We start from the raw sequence: 17759 nt of genomic DNA, 5'->3' as shown, positions 1-17759 counted from the left end.
TTAGTGAGCTTGGTGTTTACCCTCTAAAATCTCTTCAATAAATTTAGCATTAAATGCTTCCAAATCAGCTGGGCTTCGGCTTGTTACTAAACCTTTATCTACACATACTTCTTGGTCAACCCAATTAGCACCTGCATTAATTAAATCGCTTTTAATACTAGGGAAAGAGGTAATGGTACGGTCGCGCAATTTATTAATTTCAGCTAACAACCACGGCGCATGGCAAATAGCAGCAACGGGTTTGTTTTTTCTGCGCCAAAAAAGCCATCAATAAATGCTTTAGCATCTTTATCTTGGCGTAAACTGTCTGGATTAAATAAACCACCAGGAAGCATAAGCGCGTCGTAATCAGCAGGGTCTGCATTTGTAACTAATTTATCTACTGTTACTTTATCGCCCCACTTGTCTTCATCCCAGCCAGTAATTTGGCCTTCTTTAATTGATACTATTTCGATGTTTGCACCAGCATCAAGTAATGCGCTGCGCGGAGATAAAAGCTCACTTTGCTCAAATCCATCAGTGGCTAAAATTGCAATTTTTTTGCCTTGTAAACGTGTGCTTGTTTGTAATGTACTCATTGAGATCTCCTTATTTTCTTAAAAGGTATATTTAAAATACACAATTAAAAAAGCACGATGCGTGCCGATAACAAGCAATTGAAAATAAAGGAGTAAATTGAAATAGAGTTATGCTACCATGTAAATTATTTAGAGATTATGAATAATGTACATAAGTGCCACTTTATTTCCAGCTCATGTAATTTAACACCACCAAAAGCGAGGTGTAAAACCTCACCTACAACATATTTCCACATTGGTGCGCTTACTTCGCGCTCATGTAATTTAAAGCCATTAAACGCGACGTGTAATCCTGAACTACAGCATATACCCGTAGGTGCGAATTTACTTCGCGCTCATGTAACTTATCTATCAATACGAGGTTTAAAACCTTAAATAAATTTAAAGCAGATCTTTTAACGCTTTCGCGGGTTTAAAAACCGCTTTATTTGCGCCTTCTATTTCAATTGCAGCCCCTGTTTGTGGGTTACGCCCAGTACGCGCTGGGTAATAACTTAGCGCAAAGGTACCAAAGCCATTAATTTGAACTTGATCGCCCTCAGAAAGCGATTTAGTAATGACTTTTTGCAAGCTTGAAAGTGCCGCTTGAGCATCTTTTTTTGTTAATTCACTTTTGTGTGCAATGGCAGCAACGAGTTCTGCTTTATTCATTTTAGGCTCCTAAATACACGCCAAATCAGTGTTGGTTAAGCGTGGGAATATGATGATATGAAAAATACCAAACCAAATTGGTAATAAAGCCACGCAGGCTAAGGGTTACAGGGCAACAAGTCAACCTTGTAGTTGCTAAGCTTTATGTGGTAAAAAGCCTTTGACTCTTTTTTGTATAATTTAGGTAGTATATGCACGCATTAATTGAATACATTCCACTCATACTGTTTTTTGCAGTGTTTAAACTCGTCGATATTTACTGGGCTACTGGTTTATTAATGGCCACTACGCTTATTCAAGTTGCTTATAGCTACTTTAAACATGGCAATGTGCCTACTCGCCATTGGATATTTTTTGGCATTGCGGCTGTGTTTGGTACGTTAACGCTGGTACTTCATGATGAGCAATACATTAAATGGAAAGCAACACTGATATATGCAGGTTTAAGTTTAACGTTACTTGTTAGCCGTTATGTACTTAATAAAAATCTCGTTAAAAAAGCGCTTAGCTCAATCCTCGAAAACGCTAATGATACAAAGCAAACCATTGTTGTCCCAGAACCATTATGGGATAAGCTTAACCTAATGTGGGTTGCTATAACTGCTGGTATAGCGGCACTAAACATTTATATTGCGTATAATTTTTCGCTCGACTTTTGGGTTAACTTTAAAGTGTTTGGTTTAATGGGTATTACTTTTGTAAGCATTTTTGCCACTATTATCGCCTTATATAAATACTTCCCTGATGAAGAAGAGCCTGTAAAGTAAGCCCCCTCGTCATAAAAGTGTCGTCTTAGCTTGCTAGCTTATTAAAAAAAGCAAGTTGAGACGACCTTGAACGCTAATCAATACCGCTGGTTTGAATTTACCCTCATTTTTATATTGCTGCCCTTGTTGGGTTTTGGATTACGCGAGCATTTAGCTAATTGGCTTATCCCTGCGCTTATTATACTTATGAGTGTGTGTTGTATGTTGCTACTAGGCGATCCCCATTTTAAACGGTTTAGGCTTACAAGCCTTGGACAATTTTCTGCTGTTAAAAGGCGTGTGTTTAGCTTCTTTTTTAGGTGCGCTGTTCTCAGGCATGTTTTACGGGATTATTCATCAGGGAAACTGGTTTACCCTTCCCCGTAACTCGTTTAATGATTGGCTTTTACTGTTGGTGCTCTACCCAATACTGTCGATTATTCCTCAAGAATTAATATTCAGAACGTATTTTTTTCATCGTTATAAACGCATCATGCCAAAAAAAGCAGTGCGTATTGTAGTTAGTGCGAGTGTATTTGCGTTGGCGCATATTGTGTATGCAAATTGGATTGCAGTAGCCTTAGCATTTTTAGGTGGCTTACTGTTTGCTTATACCTACGCAAAAAGCCGCTCAACCTTTGTGTGCGTTATTGAGCATAGCTTATGGGGGCTTTGGATGTTTACCCTTGGCATTGGCAGCTATCTCGACTCAGGCGCATTTAATTAAAGTAACCTTTATTTAAATTTACATACAAAAAAGCCGCAACAAGTACGGCTTATATAATTGGGTCTGTATTTAAAAGCCAAATATTTTTAGAGCAAAAAACTTAGTCGCGACTGTATTTATAAATATTACCGCTAAAATAATTGGAATAAACGTTGAAAGTGAAAAATTAACGTATTTTTCCATTAAGCTACCAGCATAATTAGGCGAGCCTAAGCTTAGCTCTTGTGTTAAACGTGCTTTTTTCCAGCGGTACATTACAAACAAACACACCATTAAGCCATTAAGCGGTAAAATTGTGTCGTAGAATACATCAACAATAATATCGAAAAAGCTCTTATTTACACCGCCATAACTGGTAAACGAGGTAAGGCTGTCAATCATACCAAACGACATAGTACATAAAATAGTTAGCACGCCAGTTGTAAGTGTTAAAATACCCAATGCTTTTTTACGGCTAATTCCTTTGCGGTCGCTTAATGTGGCTGTCGGTACTTCAACAATAGATACCAATGACGTAATTGCAGCAAAAAATACCAACAAGAAAAACGAGAATGCTACAATTGATGCGCCTACGTATCCGATATCATTTTGCAGTGCTAATAATATTTTCGGCAAGTACACAAAAATCATCGACACTGACGAATCAGAAAGTGCTGATGGGTCTGTGTTTGGATCAAAACTAAATATAGCCGGTAACACCATAAGACCTGCGACAAAGGCGACTAACGAGTCAGTAATTGCTACCATTTTTGCACTACTTACAATGTCATCTTTTTTAGATATATACGACGCGTAAGTCATTAATATACCCATACCTAACGACAACGAGAAAAATGCTTGGCTTAGCGCCCCATTAAGTACGCTTGCACTCATTTTAGAAAAATCAGGGATAATATAATATTTAACACCTGCCATTGCATTATCAAGTGTTAATACATAAATAACTAAAGCAAGAAGCATGACTAGAAGTGCTGGCATCAGAAATTTAGCGGCTTTTTCTATGCCTTGCTTAACACCCCCTAATAAAATTAAGTTAACAATAATTACCACTACCGCCATGTAACCAAAAACAGTGTAGCTATTAATAAAAACACCAAAATGGCTAGGTTCAGCGAGTAAATCTAAATTCCCCAAACCAGTTTGCATTAAGTAGCCGAAAATCCACACTGTAATTACCATGTAAAACACTGCAATCATAAATGGTGTAAGCACAGCTAAAAATCCTGCAAACTTCCACTTTTTGTCATTGTTTGCCAACAACTTGTACGAGCCGAGTGGATCTTTTTGAGCATTACGGCCCATTGCCATTTCAGCCATCATGACAGGTAAGCAAATGAATACGACAAATAAAGCATAAATTAATAAAAATGCGCCACCACCATTTTTGGTAGCAGAAACAGGAAAACCAACTAAATTACCAATACCCACAGCAGAACCTGCTGCCGCTAGTATGAATCCGAGACGGGAACTAAATCGCTCTCTATTATCGCTCATGCATAAAACCTTTTTATTATTTTGTATATTTCAGCGACTCTACCAGTGTTACACAGATATTTTCAAGCAAATACAGTGTAAAAATAAAATCGAAGTGTAAACCTGCCTAAATACGCTTTTAATTCACCAATTTTCAACGCTGTGATAGTATTGCGTTAATCAAATTTAACAATTTTTATGAGATTTCTTATGTTGTACATGATTCACTCAACAGATGTTGAAAACAGCTTAGAGCTTAGAAAAGCAGCACGCCCAGCACACTTGGAACGTCTTAATGAGCTTGATTCACAAAATCGCTTATTTACTGCAGGTCCTTTTCCAGCAGTTGACAGTGAAGATCCTCAAGAGGCTGGTTTTACCGGTTCACTCGTTGTGGCTGAGTTTGATTCAATAGAAGCCGCGCGTGAATGGGCTGCGGCTGATCCGTATGTTGCCGCAGGCGTATATGAAAATACTGTTGTTAAACCATTTAAAAAAGTTTTCCCTGCTTAACTATAAATAATCGCTTATTAACATAGTTCAGGGTTTGTTCACGGGTTTTTAATTAAAATTGTTAAAGTAAAAGCTAATTTAGTGTTTTTACTTGAATTTTAGTAACTTAGTTAATTAAACTAAGTGTGTTTGGTCTAGGGGTTCTATCATGCGCATATTATTAAGTCTTACTTTTATTGCTTGTACTAGCTTTGCTAGCTTTTCTCAAGTAAATACAACAGCCACAAATCCAACGGCTAAAGCTGAAGTAAGCAAAAAGAAGGCTGTAATACTCGCAAAAAAACCATTAACGGTAAAACGTTTAAGATTTCTGAACAAACTGACTTTTATACAGTGCGAATACTCAAATCTGACGGCCATGTCGTCGATTTACATATAAATAAAAAAACTGGCGAAGTAAAAAAGGATTAACCGATGCGAATTTTAGTTATAGAAGACGATTTACATTTAGCAGATAACCTACGTAATGCTTTAGAAAAAGAACGTTACAGCGTGGATTTATGCCACGATGGTGAAGCAGGTCTTTTCCATATTACTGAATATCCGCTTGATATGGCCGTTGTTGATTTAGGTTTACCTAAAATAGACGGTATCGAACTGATTAATAAAGCACGTGCACAAGGTATTACTATCCCTATTCTGATTTTAACAGCGCGTGATCGCTGGCAGGACAAAGTAGAAGGTTTAGATGCTGGCGCAGACGATTATCTTACAAAACCATTTCACGTTGAAGAGCTTATTGCACGTTGTAATGCATTAATTCGTCGCAGTGCAGGTAAGGCAAATCCAGAAATGACAGCAGGCCCAATCAAAATCCATACACGCTCGCAGCAAGTTTGGGTTGATGATAAAGAGCTCAGCCTAACCGCTTACGAATATAAAGTGCTTGAATATTTAATGGTAAACCCGCAAAAAGTAATCTCAAAATCAGAATTGACTGAGCACATTTACGATCAAGATTTTGACCTTGATTCAAATGTTATCGAAGTATTTGTACTGCGTTTACGCAAGAAACTTGACCCTGAAGGTGTATTAAACCCAGTAGAGACACTACGTGGGCGCGGTTACAGGCTTAAAAGTCAGTGGTAATACCGCAAATATCGTTAAAAATAAGGCAAGGATTTATCCTTGTCTTTGTTTTATTAGTCGCACTCCCAATCCTGTTCTATTCAATTGGCAAAGCGTATTACGCTTCACTTGTTGATGCGACAGAAAAAACCCTCGAAGCACAGCTATACTCGCTTATATCTGAAGTCGACTTTACTGAGCATGGCATTATTATGCCAAGTACAATTTTAGCGCCTGAGTTAAATAGACTAAACTCCGATACCTACGCAATGATCTATCGTGACGATGAACCCATTTGGCATTCTGAATCAGCTGTTAACGTTAATTTTGTACCTCAGCAAGTAGAAACAAAAGCAGGTGCAGCGGACTTTAGACGAGTTGAATATAAAAACACTGCGTACTGGCAACTTAGCCTTACTGTTATTTTAAACAACATAGATCAATCAGAACAGGCACGCTTCATATTAGTTAAACGTAACGATGCCCTACTGCGTTTAATGGACGGTTTTAAGCAAACACTTGTTGATTGGATGTTTATAATGGGCATTGCAATCGCGGGTCTTATGGCGGTTGGTTTTATTTGGAGTGCGCGGCCACTGCAACGACTTGATAAAGAAATAAAAGCGATCGAGTCTGGCGATATCCAAGAAATTAAAGGGTTATACCCCATTGAGTTGCAAACTATTAAGTCCGATTTAAACTTACTCCTTGATTCTCAACAACGTCAGAAAGAGCGCTACAGAGCCTCATTGAGCGACCTTGCACACGCGCTTAAAACACCACTAGCTGTTTTGAAATCAAGCCCGCTGGCTAATGATGCAGATGCACAAGAGCAGCTTGACCGTATTAATGTGATGATCGAGCACCAATTAAAACGGGCAGCAACCGGTGCCTCTGATACTTGGAAGAAACAAACGCCAATTAAGCCAGTTCTCGATTCTATTTTAAGTGCTATGGCAAAAGTGTATCGTGATAAAGATATTATTTTTAGTTGCACAGTAACAGATAAAGACTACTTTTTAGGTGATCAAACCGATTTAATGGAACTATTGGGTAATTTAATTGATAACGCCTGTAAAGCATGTCGTTCACAAGTCGAAATACAAGTAGTCCAAAGTAAAACTCTGTGTATTGGTATTAGCGATGATGGTCCTGGTGTACCAGAAGACAAGCGCGAGTCTTTACTCACTCGTGGTACACGCCTAGATACATATGAAAGCGGACACGGTGTGGGTATGGCAATTGTATCTGATTTAGTTAAGTCGTATCACGGTACTCTCACTATCACTAAAGCTGATAACTTGGGCGGTGCTCAATTTATTTTAGAGTTTAATTATAATGATAAAAAGTAATAATTTATTAAAGCTAACTGCAATTGTACTGTTAATAATTAGCCAATACAGTTTTGCTGATGAAGCGTGTACTTTAGTAAAAAAAGCAACCACGGATGAAGCTAAGCGTTATATCCAATGCCTAGATACACAAATAAATAAAGCAAAACTAGTGCAAGGCAGTTGGATACAAAAGCGTAAATACGAACTCACTACATCACAAGAAAGTACAGGTAATACCCAAATACTTCCATTATTTATGCGCAGCATTAGTAATAATGAAAAATACATAGAAAGCGCTTGCCAGTGGCGTTATTTATTAAAACTCCCTAATGCAACAACTGCGGCTATTAGTTATAAAATCTGTGAAATCCAACTTATCAACCAATTTACTGATGCACTTAAAAAACCATTTTAAAACAAGCAATCTACTAATCGGTTGCTTATAGGTAATAAAATGATTAAACCTGTAATTATTATAGGTGGTGGGCTGGCGGGCTTATACAGTGCGTATCAGTTGCGACTACTTAATACCCCATATTTATTATTAGAAGCTAAATCGCAATTAGGTGGCAGAATTTATTCGGCGCAATCACCAATAAATAGTGGTGTTAGTTTTGATTTGGGCCCTACATGGATATTTCCTCACCAGCCAAAAATTCAAGCGCTAATCAAGTCACTCAACTTAAGTCTATTTGAGCAATACACCAAAGGCGATGTGTTATACCAATCGCCACATTCAGAGCAACCACAACAAATTGCAGGCGCTGGAGAGATGCAATTATTTAGGCTCAAACACGGTATGAATACCTTAATAACTGCATTGTATGAGCAACTTAATCCAGATTTTGTATTGTTAAACCACAATGTCACTGAGCTTAAAAAGAGCGGTGATAGCTGGCAAATTACAGTGAATCATTTAGGTAATATAAAACACTTCAATACGAATAAACTAATGTCAGCAATTCCTGCACGCATGGTGACAGCCCATTTAACACCTGAACAATGGGCTACTCCAACACTCATAAGCCGCCTCAACAGCGTACCGACATGGATGGCAGGACAAGCCAAGTTTATAGCTACTTTTGAACATGCATTTTGGCGTGATAATAACTTATCAGGACAATGCTTTAGCAGTGTCGGCCCTATGGTCGAAATTCACGATGCCAGTGCTGAAGATGATAATTACGCCGCATTATTTGGTTTTATAGGTGTGCCCTACTTATCACGAAGCGAAGTAACTAAAGAGCAGTTAATTCAAGCCTGTGTCCAGCAGCTTAGCTACTTTTATGGTCAGGATGCTAAAAAGGCAACAGGGTACTTTATTAAAGACTGGGCAGAGGATGAACTTGTAGCCAATGAGGACGACCGTACTCAGTCTTCACAACACCCTGAATTTAATTTTTCAGGCTTGGGTGAGCAGCTAAGTAACCTAAATATTCATTTTGTAGCGAGTGAATTTGCAAAACAAGAAGCAGGATACTTAGAGGGTGCAATAAATGCAGTTGACGAAGCTATTAATTCAATAATTAGTCTTTAGCAATCAAGAGCTGTAATTTATCCAGCCCTTGATAGTTACAGCGACTAGTTATTTTTGGCGGCGTCTTCACCACTGCCCAATAAAGTGGCAACCCACTTACCTTCGGCACTGGCTTCTAAGCCTATTTTTACAATCATAGTTAATGGCACAGATAAAAGCATACCTACAGTGCCTAGTAACCAACCCCAAAATATTAATGATAAAAACACCACTAATGTTGAAAGACCCAGCCCTTTACCTAAAAATTTAGGTTCTACAATATTGCCCATTACCGTATTTATTGTTAAGTACCCTGCAGCAACAAGTCCTGCCACTAATGGGCCTTGAGTAATAAGGGCAAGTAATACCGCAGGTACAGCTGCGATAATTGATCCAATATTAGGAATGTAATTAAACATAAACGCTAATACTCCCCACAGTACAAAATAATCGATATCTAAAATCCATAAATAAAATGCAGCGATTATACCGGTGGCTAAACTCACTAATGTTTTAATAGCAAGATAGGAGTTTATCGATTCTAAAAAGCGGTCTATTTGTTTCATTTTACTATCGGGATCATCAAGGGCCATGTGTATTTTATTACTCAGCATCGGTCCTTCAAACAACATAAAAACAACCGTTAAAATAATTAAAAACATGTTGGCCATTACCCCACCTAAACCAGTGAGCATATCCGTGGCTACATCGACCATTTTTCCTGGATCGAACATATTGATTAACTGTTCTTTATTAATCAATATGTTGTATTGAGATGCTAAATCTACCAGCCATACAAACTCTTCTTTAAGCTGTGTTTTATACTCAGGAAGCTGCTGCGAAAAATCGTTTATGGACTGCCCAACAAGCCCACCTAAGCTTACGCCTAAACCAACAATAATTAGTACCACTAACATAACAGCAATACCTTTGGGAATTCGATATCGCGCGAAAAACTTAATAAATGGATTACAAATAATGGCAATAAACGCCGCTAAAATAAATGGAATAATAATTACACTTGCTGATTTTATACCCGCAAGTACAACGACCAAGGCAGCAAAAACTATTAAACTTTTATTCACTCCAGTTAAATTTGCCAACTCACTAATCCTTTTATTAATTATATTGCCCCAGTGTAAGGCAAAAGCTAATGAAATGAAATAATTACCAAGTGATCATAAAAGTATGCTTTACGTATAAACTTGAAGCTGTTTGCTAGCGAGTATGTTTTTTAATCACTTGCTACTATTTTATTGTAAGGATTAATAATGCATATATTTGTTACTGGCGCGACTGGATTAATTGGTAAGCACTTATGCCCTTTTTTACTTCACCATAATACTGTTACTGTGCTTAGCCGAAACCCGACTAAAGCAAACGTATTATTGGGCCATAAAGTTAAAGCCGTAAGCAATGTTAATTCAGTGGATTTTAACAGCGTTGATATTGTTATTAATCTAGCTGGCGAACCGATTGTTAATAAACGTTGGAGTGACAAACAAAAACACATAATACGAGACAGCCGTATTGGTGTTACACAGCAAATTAGTGAAGCAATTAAAGCCAGTAACACTCCCCACATACTTTTATATCAGGTAGTGCCGTTGGTTTTTATGGCCGACAAAATAGTAACCTTATTGACGAAACTTTTGAAAACCCACACGACGAATTTAGCCACCAGCTTTGTAAAGAGTGGGAAAATGCAGCTTTACTCGCGCAATCAGAACAAACCAGAGTGTGCCTTTTACGAACGGGTATTGTTTTAGCTAAAAAAGGTGGGGCATTAGGTAAAATGCTACCCGCTTTTAAATTATGCTTAGGCGGCCCGATTGGTAACGGCGAGCAAGGTATGTCATGGATACACATTGACGATATGATTCAGCTAATACTCTTTATAATTAAGCATCCAGAAATTTCAGGCCCAGTTAACGCAACAGCGCCAAACCCGGTCAGTAATGCCGAGTTTAGTAAAAGCTTAGGGAATGCATTGTCGCGGCCTGCATTTATCGCTATGCCAACCGCAGTACTTAAACTGCTAATGGGTGAAATGTCAGATTTATTAACCACTGGGCAATTTGTTATCCCACGTAAGTCGCAAGCTCATAATTATCGCTTTCATCACCCTGATATTAAATCAGCCCTAGAAAGTTTGACTTAGTCATTATAAATAAACTGCGCCAAAATTAAGCTAAATTTTGTATCTAGTTGTTCTAAATTTAAATTAACAATGTTAAGAATTATTTAATTCGTTAAATTACTCAAGTATTTATGCAGGTTAGTATTAATCCTCTACATAAAAAAACCCTTCATTAGAAGGGCTTTGGTATACACACAATAGAGTTAATAAACTACTTACAAGACAGCGTAGCCTCGTCCGCTTTATTTGGTACAAACTGAATATTAGCTACAGAAATTGATGCTTTACCATTGCTGTGTAAGCTAAATGGGCTTGTTAGGTTTGCAAAATTAACACCCTTATCAGCAAAACAACCTAAATCGATTGATACTGACTGCCATTTATTTTCAATAGTTTTATCCACTACGTTTGCTAAATCAATGCTTGCACCACACTCACCAGAACAAGTCATAGCAAGGGCTACATCGCTCGTTAGTGCTTCGTTTAATTTAATATCAAAGCTAATCACACTGTTTGCTTCAACGTAGGCAATGGTATCTTCTGCAAAGCTTGTTACTATTTCAGCACTGGCTTTTTCTGCACCGCTGAAGTTAAATTGGCGCGCGTCTTCTTGTACTGTTTTGTCCTCAGTACGGTATTTAATTGCACCAAATTCATGGGTACTACTCGATACATCTAAAAGCTCATCGCCCGATTTTAACAATAAGCGCCATGGTGCTACAGGTGCACCAACAAGTATATCCATACTTGTAAGCCCTGAGTTATCAAGTTTAGAGTCTTCATCAAGGTCGTCAGCTAGCACGTTTTTATCGCCATACGTTAAACCAAAACCATAAGGAAGTAATGGATCGTAATTTTCATCGCCTTTATTAACCGCAGTTTGTACCGCCGATTTAGGCCAAGAAAACGATAGCTTACCTTTAAAGTTATTTTGGATGGTGCCGTCTGCCGCTTTTAATAAAACATCAGCAATACCCGCACCTTCTGTACCAGGTAACCATGCAGCTACAAACGCATCAGATGCGTTAAGTTCGCTGTTAACCCACATAGGGCGACCTGAAATAAACACAGAAACAACAGGGATGCCTTGCTCTTTTAGCGAGCTTAAAAGTGCTAACGACTTTTTATTTCCGCGCTCAAACTCAAGGTTATCTTTATCGCCGTGCCCTTCTGCGTAAGGTTCTTCACCAAATACAACAATGGCAACATCAGGACGTTGTTCAAACGTACCATCAGCACTTAAAGTAACACTTCCACCTGCTGCAGATATTTGCTCTTCAAGCCCTTTGTAAATTGACGTTGCTCCAGGGAAGTCTGCATTTTTATTATTAGTCCCTTGCCACGTAATACTCCAACCACCCGACTGTTTACCTATATTATCGGCACCATCACCTGCAACAAGCACGCGTTGATTAGCTGCGATAGGTAATAGGTTATTTTTATTTTTAAGTAATACAAGCGATTCGCGCACAGCTTGACGTGCTACTTCGCGATGCGCTTGCGCGCCAATAAGCTCTGTTTTACCTGAGTAAAGACGCTTAGCCGGACTTGGTTTATCAAATAACCCAGCGCGTAACTTAACGCGTAAAATACGTGCAACCGCATCATCAATGCGGCTCATACTTATTTTACCTGCATTTACTTGTGCTATTGTATTTTCATATAGCGGCTTCCACGCGCCTGTTGGCACCATAAAAATATCAAGGCCAGCATTTACCGCTTCTGGGCAGCTTTCGTTAGTACAGCCTTTAATTTGCCCATGGCCGTTCCAATCACCTACTACAAAACCATCAAAACCCATACGTGTTTTTAATACATCTGTAAGTAAGTATTTATTACCGTGATTTTTAACGCCATTCCAGCTATTAAAAGACGCCATAACAGATTGACTACCCGCCGACAAACCACCAACATAACCTTGGGCATGAATATCAAATAGCGATTGCTCGCTGTCTATATTATTTCCCTGATCATCCCCATCAACGGTGCCGCCATCGCCAATAAAATGCTTAACCGTGCTAATAACGCGCTTATCACTTAAAAAGTCGCCATCGGCTTTACCTTGCAATCCATTTACAATCGCTGCTGAGTAATCGTGAACAATTTTTGGATCCTCAGAATAGCCTTCGTACGTTCTGCCCCATCGGTCGTCTCGTACTACTGCTACAGTGGGTGCAAATACCCAATCTATTCCCGTAGCCATTACTTCTACTGCGGTAATAGACGCTATTTGCTCTATTAAATAGGGGTTATTAGCCGCGCCTAAACCAATATTATGTGGAAAAAGCGTCGCGCCAATTACGTTATTATGGCCATGTACTGCATCGGTGCCCCACATAGTTGGAATTTTGCTGCCATCCACTGAGTCATCAATAGATGCTTGATACATTTTTTCTGCAAGTGCAACCCAATCCTCTGGCGTTGCATGCTTATCGCCATTAGGAAAAGCACCACCGCCATTAAGGTAAGAGCCAAAACCATATTTGCGCATGTCTTCAACGGTAATATCACGAATTTCTGGTTGAATCATTTGCGCTACTTTTTGCTCAAGCGTCATACTTTCTAAAAACGTGACAATTTGAGCTTCAATCGCTGGATCTTTTTTCACTGCAATTGAAAGCTTTGGCCAAATTTTCTCAAGCTTTGATTGCGCTTCAACATTTACTTTTTCAACATTACTTTCGTTAGTACATCCGCTTAATGCAGTAACACTTCCTACTAACGTTGCAATTGCTAATGCATTAAGTTTAAAAGTCGTTTTCATTATGATGGCTCCTTCACTAATACTGGTTTGCTGCCTCGTAGGCCGTAAAAAACGATAAATATGTAACATAAAATAGGTAAAACATACGAAAGTTGAACACCCACACTATCAGCAAGCGCACCTTGTAAAAGTGGCACTATTGCACCACCTACAATCGCCAAACACAAAATACCAGAGCCTTGAGCGGTATGCTTACCAAGTCCATTTAACGCTAAACTAAAAATAGTTGGGAACATAATAGAATTGAATAAACCAACCAATAGTATTGACCACATTGCTAATTGACCCGACGTGCTCATGGCAATAATGACTAAAATAATAGCCATGGTTGCGTTAAAGCCAAGTACTTTACCAGCGGGTAGTTTTTGCATTACAGCAGCACCAATAAAACGCCCAACCATAGCACCACCAAAATAATAAGTGATGTAATGAGCTGCAACATGCTCTTTTAGCCCTGCTATATTTTCTTGTGCTAAAAAGCTGACTAAAAAGCTACCAATTGCCACTTCGGCGCCTACATACATAAATATACCCACAGCACCTAATACAAGATGGCGATACTGCCAAGCACTGCCTTCAATTGCTTCTGATTTTTCGGCTTCTGCTTTTTGCTCGCTCATAATGTCTGGTAATTTAAGCCAAGCAAAAATACCGGCTAGTAAAATAAGCATTGCAGCTAAAAGGAGGTAAGGAAGTTGAACTGACTCTGCATTTTGAGCCGGTGTTAAAAAGGCATCTGACGCTGAGTCTAGAATTAACAGAGCACCAAATGATGGCGCAACCGTAGTGCCTAACGCGTTAAAAGCCTGAGTAAGCGTTAATCGAGACGACGCTGTTTTTGCTGAACCCAACAAACTTACATAAGGATTTGCAGATACTTGTAATAACGTTATGCCACTGGCAAGTACAAATAAAGCGAATAAAAAGACAGGATAACTATGTAAAGACGCTGCTGGGTAAAATAATATACACCCGACTGCCGCAATTAAAAGCCCAACCACGATTCCTTTTTTATAACCAAGCTTTTTAACAATGTGTCCACTTGGAAGTGACATTAAAAAGTAAGCGCCAAAAAAGCAAAACTGCACAAGCATTGCTTGTACATACGTTAGGTTAAATACGGCTTTTAAGTGTGGGATTAAAATATCATTTAAGCAGGTTATAAATCCCCACATAAAAAATAATGTTGTTAAAGAAGTTAATGCAAAACTGTAATTTTTATCCTGATAGTTTTGCGACTGTGTGTGTGTTGTCACTGGTGCTGAACTTGCCATGTGTTCTCCGTATTTTATTATTATAAATCTATTCTTAAGCTGCTCTGTTGCAGTTTTCAGCTGTCTTTAAACCATCCAGAAGCATTAAAGAGTTGACCTAAGAATTAATAAACACTAACCTTAAATGTAAGCGCTTTCATATGCAATTAAATACGAACAAGCTGTATATTTCAACACTTTTTATTTTTTGTACCACGCATACAGCATTAATTAAATAAAAACACAGGGCTGATCTCTCTGTAAATGACCAACAAAAGGTTTGTTATTAATGACAAAATTATCACTACCGCCCCATTCACCGCTTTTATCTAAAAACTTTGTGTACGGTGTGGCCACGGCTTCTTTTCAAATAGAAGGCGGATCACAAGATCGTCTCCCATGTATTTGGGACACTTTTTGCGATACGCCCAATAAAATAGTCGATAGCTCAAACGGTCATACCGCGTGCGATCACTATAACCTTTGGCGTGATGATATAGACCTTATTGAGTCACTTGGCGTAGATGCTTACAGGCTTTCTATTTCATGGCCGCGCGTGATGACCCAAGACGCAAAGTTAAATCCTGTAGGCGTGAAGTTTTATACTGATATTTTAGATGAGCTAAAACGTCGCAATATTAAAGCCTTTGTTACTTTGTACCACTGGGATTTACCGCAACATCTTGAAGATGAAGGCGGATGGCTTAACAGACAAACAGCTTACGCTTTTGAGCATTACGTAAATTTAATTACCAAAGCCTTTGGCGATCGCGTTCACTCTTATGCCACACTGAATGAACCATTTTGTAGTGCGTTTTTAGGTTACGAAATTGGTATCCATGCCCCAGGTAAAGTGGGTAAAGAATATGGTCGTAAAGCAGCGCACCATTTATTATTAGCCCACGGACTCGCTATGAGCGTATTAAAGCAAAACTCGCCTAATACTTTAAATGGCATAGTGCTAAACTTTACGCCGTGTTATAGCCTAACTCAAAGTGATGAAGACTTAAAAGCCACTGCATTTGCAGACGACTACCTTAATCAGTGGTATATCAAACCAATAATTGATGCCCAATACCCCGATATAATTAATCAATTACCATTAAACCATCAGCCTGAGATTCTTGAGGGCGATATGGAACTAATTTCTCAATCTATTGATTACTTAGGTATTAACTTTTATACCCGCCAAGTTTATAAAGCGCACCCTACTGACATTTATGAGCCTATTGCACCTATGGGCCCGCTAACTGATATGGGGTGGGAAATTTATCCGCAATCGTTCACTGACTTGCTCGTATCGCTTAATAAAACATACACCTTACCGCCTATTTATATAACCGAAAATGGTGCAGCAATGCCCGATACGTATAATAATGGTGAAGTTAACGACTTAGACCGTTTAAGTTATTATAATACTCATTTAAACGCGGTTCATAATGCAATTGAACAAGGTGTTGTTATACATGGCTACTTTGCTTGGAGCTTAATGGATAACTTTGAATGGGCAGAAGGCTATTTAAAACGTTTTGGTATTGTGTATGTAGATTATAAAACCCAGCAACGCACTATTAAAAACAGTGGCTTAGCTTATAAAGAACTCATCTCTAAAAGATAAGAGCATACCCATAACTAAAAACAAGTATAAAGCGGGATAAATAATCATGGTCAGTGTAAAAGAAAAAATAGCGTATGGCTTAGGCGACACCGCCAGTAATATTATTTTTCAAACAGTTATGATGTTTTTAATGCTGTACTACACAGACGTAGTGGGTTTATCACCCGCTGTTGTCGGTACTATGTTTTTAGCAGTACGTATTTTTGATGCCGTAACCGACCCATTAATGGGCAACCTTGCTGACAAAACACATACGCGCTGGGGGCACTTTCGCCCCTACCTACTTTGGCTTTCACTTCCTTTTGCTATTATTAGTATTTTAGCGTTTACTACGCCTGATTTAGAAGGCACCGATAAAATAATTTACGCCTTTACTACTTACACACTACTTATGGTGGCTTACACCGCTATCAATATTCCTTATTGTGCACTGGGCGGTGTACTTACAAGCGACGCAAAAGAGCGCGTGACTATTCAGTCTTACCGCTTTGTATTTGGTATGTTAGGCGGCGTAATAGTAGCGGGTTGTACTATGCCAATGGTTGAGTACTTTGGCCAAGGCGATGCAGCTAAGGGCTATCAATACACCATGACTGCAATGAGCATTTTAGGCTTTGTACTTTTTTACTTTGTTTTTTAGGCACAAAAGAGCGTATACAACAGCCAAAAGAGCAAAACATTCCTTTTGCCCAAAGTGTTAAAGCATTAATTAAAAACGATCAATGGCGAACGCTTTGCTTAGCGGCGTTCTTTTTACTTACCGGTCAAGTATTAAGGCTTACGCTTGCTGTTTACTACGTAAAATACTATTTAGGTCGAGACGATTTAATCACCTTATTTATGACACTAGGCGTTGCAGCAAGCATGGTAGGTTGTGCTTTAGCTCAACCGCTTGCAAAGCGCTTTTGTAAAATAAAAGCCTATATAAGCTTACAAGTTATTGCTGCCGCTATTTGTGGTTTTAGCTACTTTATTAGTAAAGATCAATTAGTACTCGCATTTACTGCCTTTATTTTATGGAAATTCTTTTTAGATATGGCAACCCTGTTGTTGTGGGCCAAAATGGCCGACACCATAGATTACGGGCATGAAAAAACAGGTGTACGCATTACGGGTTTAGTTTATTCAGGCGTCATATTTTTTATTAAAATGGGCGTGGCGGTAGGCGGCGCAATTGCAGGCTGGTTGTTATCTTTTTACAGCTATCAGGCCGATGCAGTACAAACACTTGATACTCAACACGGTATTTTACTTTCATTTACTGTCTTGCCTGCTTTTGGATCTTTATTTGTTGCCTACATAATGAAAAAATATACACTGACTAATCAGGTTGTTGAAAATATTCAATCTAAACTAACAACTAGGGTCTGTTGATCTT

The 17759-nt window shown here is 38.6% G+C and carries 12 protein-coding genes and 5 pseudogenes; 11 read left to right on the top strand and 6 right to left on the bottom strand.

Annotation, left to right across the window (positions count from 1 at the left end; all coding sequences use genetic code 11):
• Positions 1-578, bottom strand: a pseudogene (locus P4S65_RS12160) (type 1 glutamine amidotransferase domain-containing protein).
• Positions 579-959: 381 nt separating this feature from the next.
• Positions 960-1229 carry an HU family DNA-binding protein gene (locus P4S65_RS12155; protein WP_077538106.1) on the bottom strand — a complete coding sequence of 90 codons (270 nt, stop codon included), beginning with the start codon at positions 1227-1229 and terminating at the stop codon, positions 960-962.
• Positions 1230-1420: 191 nt separating this feature from the next.
• Here P4S65_RS12155 and P4S65_RS12150 point away from each other — a divergent pair, with 191 nt between their 5' ends.
• Complete coding sequence (locus P4S65_RS12150; protein WP_337120250.1) at positions 1421-1996, top strand: inner membrane-spanning protein YciB; 576 nt, start codon at positions 1421-1423, stop codon at positions 1994-1996.
• 66 nt (positions 1997-2062) lie between these two features.
• Positions 2063-2702 (top strand): annotated as a pseudogene (locus tag P4S65_RS12145) (CPBP family intramembrane glutamic endopeptidase).
• Between the two features lie 69 nt (positions 2703-2771).
• Here the strand turns inward: P4S65_RS12145 and P4S65_RS12140 are convergent.
• Positions 2772-4196 carry a sodium-dependent transporter gene (locus P4S65_RS12140; protein WP_007375444.1) on the bottom strand — a complete coding sequence of 475 codons (1425 nt, stop codon included), beginning with the start codon at positions 4194-4196 and terminating at the stop codon, positions 2772-2774.
• 189 nt (positions 4197-4385) lie between these two features.
• Between P4S65_RS12140 and P4S65_RS12135 the strand changes: the two genes are divergently transcribed.
• From P4S65_RS12135 to P4S65_RS12110, 6 genes and pseudogenes are all read left to right on the top strand, one after another.
• Positions 4386-4688 (top strand): YciI family protein, encoded by a 303-nt coding sequence (locus tag P4S65_RS12135; RefSeq protein WP_033022975.1) that lies wholly within the window; start codon positions 4386-4388, stop codon positions 4686-4688.
• Between the two features lie 148 nt (positions 4689-4836).
• A pseudogene (locus P4S65_RS12130) lies at positions 4837-5099 on the top strand (PepSY domain-containing protein).
• Positions 5100-5102: 3 nt separating this feature from the next.
• Complete coding sequence (locus tag P4S65_RS12125; protein ID WP_007375447.1) at positions 5103-5777, top strand: response regulator transcription factor; 675 nt, start codon at positions 5103-5105, stop codon at positions 5775-5777.
• Positions 5771-7108 carry an ATP-binding protein gene (locus P4S65_RS12120; protein ID WP_008138328.1) on the top strand — a complete coding sequence of 446 codons (1338 nt, stop codon included), beginning with the start codon at positions 5771-5773 and terminating at the stop codon, positions 7106-7108. The genes P4S65_RS12125 and P4S65_RS12120 overlap by 7 nt, the downstream gene beginning before the upstream one ends.
• Positions 7095-7505 (top strand): hypothetical protein, encoded by a 411-nt coding sequence (locus P4S65_RS12115; protein WP_008138326.1) that lies wholly within the window; start codon positions 7095-7097, stop codon positions 7503-7505. The genes P4S65_RS12120 and P4S65_RS12115 overlap by 14 nt, the downstream gene beginning before the upstream one ends.
• Before the next feature lie 39 nt (positions 7506-7544).
• On the top strand, positions 7545-8627 hold the full coding sequence (locus tag P4S65_RS12110; RefSeq protein WP_337120249.1) for a flavin monoamine oxidase family protein: 1083 nt from the start codon (positions 7545-7547) through the stop codon (positions 8625-8627).
• A gap of 44 nt (positions 8628-8671) precedes the next feature.
• Here the strand turns inward: P4S65_RS12110 and P4S65_RS12105 are convergent, their stop codons facing one another.
• On the bottom strand, positions 8672-9709 hold the full coding sequence (locus tag P4S65_RS12105; RefSeq protein WP_008138322.1) for an AI-2E family transporter: 1038 nt from the start codon (positions 9707-9709) through the stop codon (positions 8672-8674).
• Between the two features lie 168 nt (positions 9710-9877).
• Here P4S65_RS12105 and P4S65_RS12100 point away from each other — a divergent pair.
• Positions 9878-10767, top strand: a pseudogene (locus tag P4S65_RS12100) (TIGR01777 family oxidoreductase).
• A 190-nt stretch (positions 10768-10957) separates the two neighbouring features.
• On the opposite strand, the gene P4S65_RS12095 reads toward P4S65_RS12100, so the two are convergent.
• The gene (locus P4S65_RS12095) at positions 10958-13510 is read right to left on the bottom strand and encodes a glycoside hydrolase family 3 protein (RefSeq protein WP_337120248.1); all 2553 of its coding nucleotides are present in this window, start codon (positions 13508-13510) and stop codon (positions 10958-10960) included.
• Positions 13510-14784 carry a sugar MFS transporter gene (locus P4S65_RS12090; protein WP_096792921.1) on the bottom strand — a complete coding sequence of 425 codons (1275 nt, stop codon included), beginning with the start codon at positions 14782-14784 and terminating at the stop codon, positions 13510-13512. The genes P4S65_RS12095 and P4S65_RS12090 overlap by 1 nt, the downstream gene beginning before the upstream one ends.
• Before the next feature lie 268 nt (positions 14785-15052).
• Here P4S65_RS12090 and P4S65_RS12085 point away from each other — a divergent pair, with 268 nt between their 5' ends.
• The gene (locus P4S65_RS12085; RefSeq protein ID WP_096792920.1) at positions 15053-16381 is read left to right on the top strand and encodes a GH1 family beta-glucosidase; all 1329 of its coding nucleotides are present in this window, start codon (positions 15053-15055) and stop codon (positions 16379-16381) included.
• Between the two features lie 46 nt (positions 16382-16427).
• A pseudogene (locus P4S65_RS12080) lies at positions 16428-17755 on the top strand (glycoside-pentoside-hexuronide (GPH):cation symporter).
• Positions 17756-17759: the final 4 nt, after the last annotated feature.

The organism is Pseudoalteromonas sp. B131b (assembly GCF_037162545.1).
Classification (GTDB): Bacteria; Pseudomonadota; Gammaproteobacteria; order Enterobacterales; family Alteromonadaceae; genus Pseudoalteromonas; species Pseudoalteromonas fuliginea.
The sequence above is the reverse complement of the archived record's forward strand: the minus strand, read 5'-3'. Positions and strand labels throughout refer to the sequence as shown.

Excerpts from the sequence above, each read along its gene's own strand:
- P4S65_RS12155 (WP_077538106.1), bottom strand. The coding sequence starts at position 1,229 with ATGAATAAAGCAGAACTCGTTGCTGCCATTGCACACAAAAGTGAATTA.
- P4S65_RS12090 (WP_096792921.1), bottom strand. The coding sequence starts at position 14,784 with ATGGCAAGTTCAGCACCAGTGACAACACACACACAGTCGCAAAACTAT.
- P4S65_RS12125 (WP_007375447.1), top strand. The coding sequence starts at position 5,103 with ATGCGAATTTTAGTTATAGAAGACGATTTACATTTAGCAGATAACCTA.
- P4S65_RS12085 (WP_096792920.1), top strand. The coding sequence starts at position 15,053 with ATGACAAAATTATCACTACCGCCCCATTCACCGCTTTTATCTAAAAAC.
- P4S65_RS12135 (WP_033022975.1), top strand. The coding sequence starts at position 4,386 with ATGTTGTACATGATTCACTCAACAGATGTTGAAAACAGCTTAGAGCTT.
- P4S65_RS12115 (WP_008138326.1), top strand. The coding sequence starts at position 7,095 with ATGATAAAAAGTAATAATTTATTAAAGCTAACTGCAATTGTACTGTTA.
- P4S65_RS12150 (WP_337120250.1), top strand. The coding sequence starts at position 1,421 with ATGCACGCATTAATTGAATACATTCCACTCATACTGTTTTTTGCAGTG.
- P4S65_RS12095 (WP_337120248.1), bottom strand. The coding sequence starts at position 13,510 with ATGAAAACGACTTTTAAACTTAATGCATTAGCAATTGCAACGTTAGTA.
- P4S65_RS12110 (WP_337120249.1), top strand. The coding sequence starts at position 7,545 with ATGATTAAACCTGTAATTATTATAGGTGGTGGGCTGGCGGGCTTATAC.
- P4S65_RS12140 (WP_007375444.1), bottom strand. The coding sequence starts at position 4,196 with ATGAGCGATAATAGAGAGCGATTTAGTTCCCGTCTCGGATTCATACTA.